The following is a 10,059-nucleotide window of genomic DNA, read 5'->3' as shown; positions in this document are numbered from 1 at the left end:
CCCGGGGGGGGGGGGGGGGGGGGGGGGGGGGGGGGGGGGGGCCCTTTTCCTTCCCCAAGCCCACCCCTTCCCGAAACCGGGGGCTGCGCCCCCAGGCCCCCCGGGGTTGTGTGTCGGGTGCGGGCGCGTTGTGGCTGGTCGCGCCGTTCCCCGCGCCCCTTACGGGGCGCGGGTGGAGCTATACGTCCAGTTGGTCCGCTACCGCGCGTAGGAGGCCTGCGATCTTCTTGCCGGAGGTCTTGTCCGGGTAGCGGCCCTTTTCGAGCATGGGGGTGATGTTTTCGAGCAGCGTCGTCAAGTCCTGGACGATCGACGCGAGTTCGTCCGGCTTGCGGCGCTGAGCGGCCGCCAGGGAGGGGGTCGGGTCCAGGAGCGTCACGGAGAGTGCCTGGTCACCGCGCTGGCCGGCGACGACGCCGAACTCCACGCGCTGGCCCGGCTTGAGAGCATCGACTCCGGCGGGCAGGACCGAGGAATGCACGAAGACGTCTCCGCCGTCGTCGCGGGAGAGAAAGCCGAAGCCCTTCTCACTGTTGAACCACTTGACCTTGCCGGTAGGCACGTCTGTCCTCGTCCTCGTACTCGTCGGATACTGCTCGGAATGAACGGCTCGGAAAAAAACTGCTCTGTACAGCACTACAGCGGGCCGCCCGACCCGCCGGTACCAAGGCTAATGGTCCGGCGGCGGCTGACAAGACGTCGCCGGATTGTTCCTACGCGCTGGGAACTACCCTGGTCGGGTGCGTGACAAAACCCAACCGAATTCCACCGAACCCGGTGACCGATTGGTCCGTACCGGTGCGATCGTGTTCTTCGTCGGAGCCGTGGCCACTCTGGTCACCGTGGCACCCCTACTGCTCGGCAAGTCACCTTTCCCGACCTACATGTTCGGCCTGAGCATGCTGATGGGCGTGGGCTTCCTGATCGCGGGCGCGGGCGTGCTGCGCACGATCGCGGCACAGCGCCGTCGCGCTCGCTCCGTGCGGTGACCGGCCGAAGGAGAGCCGCCGGGCAGGACTAAGACCTGTCCGCCGGACCGGCCTAGGCGCGGTATTCCGCCAGCCAGGCCGGAAAAGCCGTCAGATCCTTCAGTACGACATCTGCACCGGCCTCACGCAATTCCTCCGCGTCGCACGGACCGGTGGCCACCGCGACGGACAGCGCGTCCGCGGTACGCGCACCGCGTACATCGCCTATGTGGTCGCCGACGTAGACGCCCGCCCCGTGCTCGCGCAGCGCCCCCGCCTTTGCCTCGGCCCAGAGATCGCCGATGACGGCGTCGGCGGCGATGCCGAGGTGCTTGAGGTGAAGCTTGGCGTTGGGCTCGTACTTGGCGGTGACGACGATCGCGCGCCCGCCCGCCGCCTGCACGGCCGCGACCGCCTCGCGGGCGCCGGCCATCGCGAGCGTCCCGGCGATGGCGTGGGCGGGGTACATCTCCCGGTAGACGTCGGCCATCGCGGCGACCTGGTCGGCCGGGAACCAGTGCACCAACTCCTCCGCCAGCGGCGGGCCGAGCCGCGTGACGGCCAGATCGGCGTCGATGTACGTCCCTGTCCGCTCCGAAAGCGCCATATAACAGGCATGAATGCCGGGGCGCGAGTCGATGAGGGTCATGTCGAGGTCGAAGCCGACGGTCAGCGCACGAGAAGTCATATGGGCCATTGTGCCCAGCCGTTCGGCCGCCACAGCCGCCCCATACACTTAGCGAAGCCTTACCAACCCTCCTCCCCCACCCATCTCTCTCCCCCCTCCGCGGAGTCACCGGCCCATGGCAGTAAGACGCGCCCTCGCGATGGTCGCTGCCGTCGTGGCGCTGCTCCTCGCGGTGCTGTTCAGCCTCGCCGTGGGCGCACGTGCCGTCGCGCCGTCCGCGGTGCTCGACGCGCTGCTGAACGGCGGCCACAGCGACGCCGCCGACGTCGTACGCGGCCTGCGGCTGCCCCGGACCCTGATCGGCCTGATGGTCGGCGCGGGCCTCGCGCTGGCCGGAACCGTGCTGCAGGGCATCACCCGCAACCCCATCGCCGACCCCGGCATCCTCGGCATCAGCCAGGGCGCGTCGGTCGGGGTGGTGCTGGCGATCGCGTTCGCGGGGATCCACACGCTCACCGGGTACGTGTGGTTCGCCTTCGCGGGGGCGGCGATCGCCTCGGTCGCCGTGTACGCGATCGCGTCGAGCGGGCGCGGCGGTGCCACGCCGGTGAAGCTCGCGCTCGGCGGCGCCGCCATCAACGCGCTGCTGGTGTCCGTCACGACCGCCGTGCTCACCACCAAGGCCTCCGCGCTGGACGAGTTCCGCTTCTGGCAGGTGGGTTCGCTGGCCGGGCGGGACGCGGAGATCGTCGGGCAGGTGTGGCCCTTCCTGCTCTGCGGGGGCGTGCTGGTGCTGTCCGTGGCCCGCGGCCTGGACGCGCTCGCGCTCGGCGAGGACGTGGCGAAGGGGCTCGGACAGCGGGTCGCGACGGTCCGGGTGGTCGGCGGGATCGGAGCGACCGTCCTCACCGGGGTGGGCGTGGCGGCGGCAGGCCCGCTCGCCTTCATCGGCCTCGCGGTGCCGCACATCGCCCGCGCGATCGTGGGGCCCGCGCACCGGTGGGTACTGCCGCTCTCCGCCCTGCTCGGCCCGACGATGCTGCTCGTCTCGGACACGGTCGGCCGCGTGGTGTTCCCGCCGAGCGAGGTCCCGGCCGGGGTGATGACGGCGCTGATCGGGGTGCCGTTCCTGGTGGGGCTCGTACGCAGGAAGGCGGTTCCGGCGTGACAGCTGACGGACACGGGGCGACTGCGAACGGACACGGCGTGACGGCGAAGGGATACGGCGTCGCGTCGGCCGGATACGCGGTGCTGCGCACCGGCCGCGCGGCGTTCCTGCTGCACCGGCGGGCGGCCGCGGTCGGCGCGGGCCTCGCCGTGCTGCTGGCGGCGGCCTGTCTGGCGTACCTCTGTGTGGGCGAGATATTCGTGGCGCCCGGCGAGGCCCTCAAGGTCCTGGCCGGGCGGCCGTCGCCGGACGAACTGGTCGTCGGAACGCTGCGGGCGCCCCGTCTCGTGGTCGGGCTGCTCGTCGGCGCCGCCTTCGGGGTGGCGGGCGGGCTCATCCAGACCGTCGCCCGCAACCCGCTCGCCAGCCCCGACATCATCGGCATCAGCCAGGGCGCGAGCGCGCTGACGGTGGGCGCGATGACGTTCGGAGTCACCTCGTACACGGTCCTGCCGTATCTGTCCGTCCTCGGCGGCATCCTCGCCGCCGGGCTCGTGTACGCCTTCGCCTGGCGCGGCGGGCTGCACGCCACGCGGTTCGTGCTGATCGGGATCGGCTTCGCGATCGCGCTGCGTTCGATCACGACGCTGTTCATGACGAAGGGCGACTATCTGGTCGCGCAGCAGGCGCAGATCTGGATGACGGGTTCGCTGAACGGGCGCGGCTGGCCGGAGGCCACGCCGCTCGGCTGGGCGCTGCTCCTGCTCGTCCCGGCCGTGGCGTGGGCGGCCCGCGCCCAGCGCTCGGTCGTCCTCGACGACGAGACGGCCACCGCCCTGGGCGTACGCCTGAACCGGGTACGCCTCGGGCTCGTGCTGCTCGGCGTCGTCCTGGCCTCGGTGGCGACGGGCGCGGCGGGCCCGGTCGACTTCGTGGCGCTGCTGGCCCCGCAGATCGCCCGCCGTATGACGCGTACGGCGCAGATCCCGCTCGTCTGTTCCGCGCTGCTGGGCGCCGTCATCGTCGTTCTGGCCGATCTGCTGGCGCGGCGGCTGTTCTCGCCCACCGAGTTGCCGGTGGGCGTACTGACGGCGGCCGTGGGGGCGCCGTATCTGATCTGGCTGATCGTCCGAAGCCGTGCCGGCCGCCCCGGCGGTACGGGCCGTTCTGGAGGCAAGGCATGAGCAGGCTGTCGGCGCGTGAGCTGACCCTCGCGTACGAGGACCGCGTCGTCGTACGCGAGCTCGACCTCGCGATACCCGACGGGCAGGTCACCGTCATCGTGGGCCCCAACGCCTGCGGCAAGTCCACCACGTTGCGTGCCCTCGGGCGGCTGCTCAAGCCGAGGGGCGGCGCCGTGCTCCTCGACGGGACCTCGCTCGCCCAGCAGCCGACCAGGAAGATCGCCCAGCAGATCGGCCTGTTGCCGCAGACGCCCGTCGCGCCCGAGGCGATCACCGTCGCGGACCTCGTCTCACGCGGTCGTCAGCCGCACCAGAGCTGGTGGCGGCAGTGGTCCGACGCGGACGAGCGGGCGGTGACGGAGGCGATGGAGCGCACGGATGTCGCGGCGCTCGCCGAGCGTTCCGTGGACGAGCTGTCGGGCGGGCAGCGGCAGCGGGTCTGGATCGCGATGGCGCTCGCCCAGGAGACGGAACTCCTCCTGCTGGACGAACCTACGACCTACCTCGACATCGCGCACCAGGTCGAAGTCCTGAACCTCGTCCGCCAGTTGAACCATGACCGGGGCCGCACGGTCGTCGTCGTCCTGCACGACCTCAACCAGGCCGCCCGGTACGCCGACCACCTCATCGCCATGAAGGAGGGGCAGGTCGTGGCCTCCGGGACGCCGTCGGAGGTCGTGACGGCGGAGCGCGTCCTGGAGGTCTTCGGGCTGGAGTGCGTGGTGGTTCCGGATCCGGTGACGGGGTCGCCGCTGGTGGTGCCGGGGGTTCCTTGGCAGGGGGCGCGCGAGGAGGAGGACGCCGAGGTCGACGCCGACCTCGCGGAGCGTTCCGGCCAGCGCGTGCCGCCCTACTGAGGCCTGCTCTACGACCGCCCGCGCCGGGAGCGCCACACCAGGTACAGCGCCGAGGCGACGGCCGCGCCCTTGAGGACCCAGGGCCAGGTCTCGGCGATGGCGTCGTTCATGTGGCCCTGGGCGATGGGCTCGCCCCAGCGGCCTTCCGTCCGGCCCCACAGCCACGTGATGCCGGCGGCGGCCACGAGCCCGGGTACGACCAGGACGGCCCACTTCGACTCGGCGGGGGTCAGCCGCCGGGAGAGATAGGCGATGAGCCAGCCGAGGCCCATCGGGACGAGGTTGCCGATGAAGGCACCGGCGACCAGCAGGGCGGCGGCGAGCAGGAGGAGGGGGCTGGGACGGCCACCCTCGGCGCGCGGGCGGGGGCGGAGGGCGGGGATGAGACGCCGGGGCTGCTTCTTCGCCGTCTCGGGCGGCTGAGCAGCCTCGACCGGTTCCTTGACCAGTTCCCCGGGCACGACGAGCGGCGCCGGCTTCTTCGGCTCCCCTTCGTGCTTGTCCCCGGGCGGGGGCTTGAGCAGTTCGGGAATCTCCACGCCGCCCACGAACCCCGGCACGCTGTCCGTCGTGCCGAGCGGGCTGCTGTCCGCGGGGCCGAACGGGCCGCTGTCCACGCGCCACCAGTCGGGCCTGCCGGAGCCGAGTTCGTCGATGCCCGCGAGGTGCGGCGGGGAGGGCGCGTCATCGGGGAACGGCGGTACGTCACCGGGGTCCGGCTCCGCGGGGCGGGGGCGCGGGACGACGCGGCGCAGGCGCTTGGGGGGCTCCTCGGGCTCCTGTACGCGCTGGGTGGGTACGGCGGCGGCGCTCGTCTCCCCCGCGCCGCCGTCGGCGTCCGTGTGCGCGGCCGAGACCACGTCCTCCGGGCTGCCGAGGCGGGCGAGGATGCGGCGGACCGAGGCCGGACTGTCGACCGTGGCCTTGGCGCGGCGCCGGTCGATCTCGCCGCGCAGCTCGGTCACCAGGCGCATGCGCGTCGCGGACGGCAGCTGCCGCGACTGAGCCAGGTCGCCCACCTGGCTCAGATAGTCGAATACGAGCTTGTCGCTCTCGATCCCCACGAAGTCCCTCCGGGGCGGCAGTGTTGGCATCCTCGGGCACCCCGACAACAAACCGACCGTACCTCGCCCGCACAGGTCAAGAGGGACGGCACAGCAACGGCTTCTCCAATTCCGAGCACGGCCGGTGCCCGTGGGAGCGGAGGATGTCCTTGCCGACCTCGTTGGCGAGGTAGCGCAGGAAGCCCGCGGCGAGGGAGTCGGCGGGCGGTTCGCCGTAGGTGTACGCGAACTCGGTCTGCCAGTACGGGTATGCCCCCTCGTCCGCGCCCTCCAGCGTCGCCGGATAGCCGTCGATGCGTACCTGCTGGAGGTCGTCGTGCGCGGCCGCGGCGCCGACCTCGCTGTGGCCGAGGGCGCCGGGGGTCGACGCCACGGTGTTCAGGAGGGTGGCCGTGTCACCGACCTCGCAGCGGCCGGGTTCGTCCCCCTCCAGTGCCGCGCAGTCCTCGACGGTGACCCCCATCGGCTGCTTGCCGTCGAGGACTTGACGCACGAGGGTGGTCCGGGTTCCGGAGCCGGGGCTGCGGCTGACGAGACGTACGGGTACGTCATTGCCGTGCACCTGGCGCCAGTTGGTGATCTTCCCGGCGTACAGGTCCCTGACCTGCTGGAGGGAGAGGTCCTGAACACCGGTGTCCTTGTTGACCACGAGGGTGAACAGGGAGAGCGCGACGGGTCTGGGCAGCAGCTGCGGCCGCCCGTCGCTCTTGGACCCGTCGGTGAAGGCGAGCCGGTCGCCGAGTCCCGCACCCTCCTTGATCTTGGTCTTCTTCCCCGCCGCGGCAAGGGAGTTGAGCCCCGCGACGCTGCCCTTGAAAGAGTCGTCCGAGAGGGGGATGCGCGCGTCGGGGCAGGTCTTGACGTACTGCTTCGCCGCCTGCCGGACGACGGGCTCGAAGGCGGTGGAACCGGACAGGATCAGCGTCCCCTTGGCACAGTCCAGCGGAGCGGCGACCGCATCGTCGCGGGTGAAGGTGGTGAAGGACTGGGCGGCGGCCACCGCGACCAGGAACGCGATCAGCACCATGACGGGCTTCGAGGCGAAGGTGTGGCTCTCGGTCCTCTTGATCTTCCCGCCGTGTACGCCTCCCTTGACGCCCGCGACGATCACGGGGTCGGGGAACGGCTGGTCCTGCGTGAAGTCCGCGTCGCGTTCCAGGGCCGCGAGCACCTTGTAGTGGGCGCCTCGGTTGAGGGGCACCTTGGGAAGTTCGATCAGTCCGTCGCTGCAGCTGAGGCCCGCGGCTCCGTCGAAACAGGGGCCCAGGTAGTCGTGGCTGAGCTCGGTCACCACCATGCCGGCCACGCGGCGGCCCGGGAACGTGACGCGGATGCCGACCGGGTCGTCGTCGCGGGCCACGTAGTCGCCCGCGTCGATGAGGGTCCAACCGCTGTTCTGGATGCGGAGCAGTACGAAGGACGGATCGCGCAGTGCGCTGTTCTCGCGCTGCATCCGCTCCAGTACTCCGGCGTGCGGGGAGTGGGCGGCGTCTGTGGCCGTGGTGTCCATCTGTACGCGGTAGCCGAGGCGTTTTCGGCCGACGAGGGCGAACTCCCACAGTGCCGCGATCACCGGAACGGTGAGTCCGAGTACGGCCAGCGCCGACTCCCAGGGGAAACCCTCCACCATCGAACTCCCAGAAGGATGCGCACAGTTGGGTGGGGGGCAAAGGTACGAGTGGGCGTGGCCGTACTGCCGGGTAAGGGGGGATCCGCCGGATCGAATTCATCCGGGGGTCATCTGCGTCGCCGGGGGTTTGCCTTTCGTTGGCCGTGCGGGGGGGGGTGGCGTGGGATTTTCCTTTCCCCAACCCCACCCCTTCCCGAAACGGGGGGGCCGCGCCCCCAGGCCCCCCGGGGGTTCGTCTTTCGGCTGCGGGCCGTCCGTGGCTGGTCGCGCAGTTCCCCGCGCCCCTAAAGGGGCGTCCCACTCACCGGCAGGAGGCGAGACCGCTCCACCGCCGGAGGTACCCGCTACCGTGGACCGGATGAGCGTCCAGGATCGGTCACCTCAGGAACCCGCGCCCGCGGGCGCGCAGCCGCGCTCGCTCGCGGAGGAGCTGCGGGCCCGCGACGACGCCTCCCTGGCCGCCCTCCTCCAGGCCCGCCCCGACCTCATCACCCCCGTACCGTCCGACCTCACGCAGCTGGCCACCCGCGCCGGCACCCGTGCCTCCGTGATCCGCGCCCTGGAGCGCCTGGACCGCTTCGCCCTGCAGACCGCGGAGGCCCTGGCCGTGGCACCGGACCCGGCGGCGTACGACACGCTCCTGGCCCTGCTGGCCGGCGACGAGGGCGATCCGGACGTCACGGACGCCCTCCCCCACGCCCTCGCGACGCTGCGCAGTCAGGCCCTGGTGTGGGGCGCGGACGACCGGCTGCGCCTGGTCCGCACGGCCCGCGAGCTGCTCGCCCCCTCGCCGCAGCACCCGTCCCCGACGGGCCTCGGCCCCACCGTCACGGAGGCCACGGCGGGCATGTCGCCCGGTCGCATCCAGGAGATCCTCGCGACGGCCGGGCTGCCCACGACGCACGACGCGGTGTCGGCGGTGGCGTCGCTGACCGCGCTCTTCACCGACCGCGCCCGCATGCGGGACCTCCTCGACACCGCCCCGGACGACTCCATGGCCGTCCTGTCGCGGCTGGTCTGGGGCCCGCCGTACGGCCAGGTGACGGCCGACCCGGCCGCCCGCCTGCGCTGGCTTCTCGACCGGGGCCTGCTGCTGCCGACGGCGCCCGGCACGGTCGTCCTCCCCCGCGAGGTCGCCCTGCACCTCAGGGCCGGCCGCGCACACCGCTCGGTGGAGCCGTCACCGCCGGCGGTCGCGCCCGTCGCCACACACCGTCCACAGGTTGTGGACGCGACGGCGGCCGGCCAGGCGTACACCGCGCTCGCGACCGTCGAGGAGCTGCTCAAGGACTGGGACGAGGGCGGCCCGGCGGTCCTGCGCGCGGGCGGCCTGAGCGTACGGGACCTGAAGCGCACCGCGGCGGCCCTGGACGCGACCGAGCCGATCGCCGCCTTCTGGGTCGAACTCGCCTACGCGGCAGGCCTGTTGGCCTCGGACGGCGAGGCCGACGAGCGGTACGCCGCGACCCCCGCCCACGACGAGTGGCTGGAGCTGCCCGCCGCCGAGCGCTGGACCCGGCTGGCCACGGCTTGGCTGACGGCCACCCGGACGGCGGGCCTGGTCGGCGGGCGGGACGCGAAGGACCGTACGTTGTCGGCGCTGGGCCCGGGCCTCGACCGCTCCGCCGCGCCCGAGGTCCGCTACCGCGTCCTGACCCTCCTCGCCGCACTCCCCGAAGGCGCCGCGCCCTCCGCCGACTCCCTGATCGCCCGCCTCCACTGGGAGCGCCCCCCGCGCGGCACCACGCCTCAGACGTCGACAGCTCAGACGTCGACAGCTCAGACCTCGACGCCTCAGACATCCGCACCTCAGCCCGCGTCGCCTCAGACCCCGGCGGACGACCTGCGCACCCGCCTCGCCCACTGGACGCTGTCCGAGGCGGAGATGCTGGGGATCACGGGTCGGGGGGCGCTGTCGACGCACGGCCGGGCGCTGCTGGGGGCGCCGCCGACAGCGACCACCTCGGGAGCCGAACTGGCCGCGGCCGCCTCCCGAGCCGGCCGGCTCCTGGCGCCGCTCCTCCCCGAACCCCTCGACCACGTCCTGCTCCAGGCGGACCTCACCGCCGTCGCGCCGGGCCCGCTGGAGCGTCCGCTGGCGGACACCCTCGGGGTGCTCGCGGACGTGGAGTCGAAGGGCGGGGCGACGGTGTACCGGTTCACGCCGGGATCGGTGCGGCGGGCGCTGGACGCGGGCCGCTCGGCGTCCGACCTGCACGCGTTCCTCGCGCAGCACTCACGTACGCCGGTGCCGCAGCCCCTCACGTACCTGATCGACGACGTGGCCCGCAGACACGGCCACCTGCGGATCGGCGCCGCGTCGGCGTACGTCCGCTGCGACGACGACGCCCTGCTGAACGAGATCCTCGCCGACAAGCGGTCCCAAGGGCTCCGGCTGCGCCGCCTCGCACCCACCGTCCTGGCCGCCCAGGCCGACCCCGCGACACTCCTCGACGGCCTGCGCGCGATGGGCTTCGCGCCCGCCGCGGAGTCCGCGGAGGGCGACGTGCTGATCGCCCGCGCCCACGCGCACCGCACCCCGCCGCGCACGGCACCCGAGCCCGTCCCGGACGGCCCGCCGGTCCCCGACGCCACCCTGCTGCGCGCGGCGATCCGCGCC

9 protein-coding genes are annotated in these 10,059 nt (G+C 72.7%); 5 read left to right on the top strand and 4 right to left on the bottom strand.

Annotated elements, in window-relative coordinates; all coding sequences use genetic code 11:
* Positions 1-178 precede the first annotated feature (178 nt).
* Positions 179-562 carry a cold-shock protein gene (locus FE633_RS49350; protein ID WP_138049017.1) on the bottom strand — a complete coding sequence of 128 codons (384 nt, stop codon included), beginning with the start codon at positions 560-562 and terminating at the stop codon, positions 179-181.
* A 178-nt stretch (positions 563-740) separates the two neighbouring features.
* On the opposite strand from FE633_RS49350, the gene FE633_RS33955 reads away from it, so the two are divergent.
* Positions 741-989 (top strand): hypothetical protein, encoded by a 249-nt coding sequence (locus FE633_RS33955; RefSeq protein ID WP_138049016.1) that lies wholly within the window; start codon positions 741-743, stop codon positions 987-989.
* Between the two features lie 52 nt (positions 990-1,041).
* Here FE633_RS33955 and FE633_RS33950 read toward each other — a convergent pair whose 3' ends face one another.
* Positions 1,042-1,665, bottom strand: coding sequence for an HAD family hydrolase (locus FE633_RS33950; protein WP_138049062.1), 624 nt, complete (start codon positions 1,663-1,665; stop codon positions 1,042-1,044).
* A 106-nt stretch (positions 1,666-1,771) separates the two neighbouring features.
* Between FE633_RS33950 and FE633_RS33945 the strand changes: the two genes are divergently transcribed.
* Genes FE633_RS33945 through FE633_RS33935 form a run of 3 tightly spaced genes read left to right on the top strand, consistent with a single transcriptional unit; the run spans position 1,772 to position 4,745 of the window.
* Positions 1,772-2,764, top strand: coding sequence for a FecCD family ABC transporter permease (locus FE633_RS33945; protein ID WP_138049015.1), 993 nt, complete (start codon positions 1,772-1,774; stop codon positions 2,762-2,764).
* Positions 2,765-2,802: 38 nt separating this feature from the next.
* Positions 2,803-3,888 carry a FecCD family ABC transporter permease gene (locus FE633_RS33940; RefSeq protein ID WP_138049014.1) on the top strand — a complete coding sequence of 362 codons (1,086 nt, stop codon included), beginning with the start codon at positions 2,803-2,805 and terminating at the stop codon, positions 3,886-3,888.
* Complete coding sequence (locus FE633_RS33935) at positions 3,885-4,745, top strand: ABC transporter ATP-binding protein (RefSeq protein WP_138049013.1); 861 nt, start codon at positions 3,885-3,887, stop codon at positions 4,743-4,745. Before FE633_RS33940 ends, FE633_RS33935 begins: the two co-directional genes overlap by 4 nt.
* An 8-nt stretch (positions 4,746-4,753) precedes the next feature.
* Here FE633_RS33935 and FE633_RS33930 read toward each other — a convergent pair whose 3' ends face one another.
* Positions 4,754-5,809 carry a hypothetical protein gene (locus tag FE633_RS33930; RefSeq protein WP_138049012.1) on the bottom strand — a complete coding sequence of 352 codons (1,056 nt, stop codon included), beginning with the start codon at positions 5,807-5,809 and terminating at the stop codon, positions 4,754-4,756.
* Between the two features lie 76 nt (positions 5,810-5,885).
* A complete protein-coding gene (locus tag FE633_RS33925; protein ID WP_138049011.1) occupies positions 5,886-7,439 on the bottom strand; it encodes a substrate-binding domain-containing protein in 1,554 nt (517 codons plus the stop codon).
* Between the two features lie 358 nt (positions 7,440-7,797).
* Between FE633_RS33925 and FE633_RS33920 the strand changes: the two genes are divergently transcribed.
* The coding region (locus tag FE633_RS33920; RefSeq protein WP_138049010.1) for a helicase-associated domain-containing protein at positions 7,798-10,059 on the top strand (2,262 nt) is incomplete at its 3' end.

The sequence above is a fragment of the Streptomyces montanus genome (genome assembly GCF_005786655.1).
Lineage (GTDB): Bacteria > Actinomycetota > Actinomycetes > Streptomycetales > Streptomycetaceae > Streptomyces > Streptomyces sporangiiformans.
This window is presented reverse-complemented; position numbering and strand designations above follow the sequence as displayed.

What these genes read in the sequence shown, in the direction of transcription:
- FE633_RS33950 (WP_138049062.1), bottom strand. Translation starts at nt 1,665, where the DNA reads ATGGCCCATATGACTTCTCGTGCGCTGACCGTCGGCTTCGACCTCGAC.
- FE633_RS33945 (WP_138049015.1), top strand. Translation starts at nt 1,772, where the DNA reads ATGGCAGTAAGACGCGCCCTCGCGATGGTCGCTGCCGTCGTGGCGCTG.
- FE633_RS33935 (WP_138049013.1), top strand. Translation starts at nt 3,885, where the DNA reads ATGAGCAGGCTGTCGGCGCGTGAGCTGACCCTCGCGTACGAGGACCGC.
- FE633_RS33925 (WP_138049011.1), bottom strand. Translation starts at nt 7,439, where the DNA reads ATGGTGGAGGGTTTCCCCTGGGAGTCGGCGCTGGCCGTACTCGGACTC.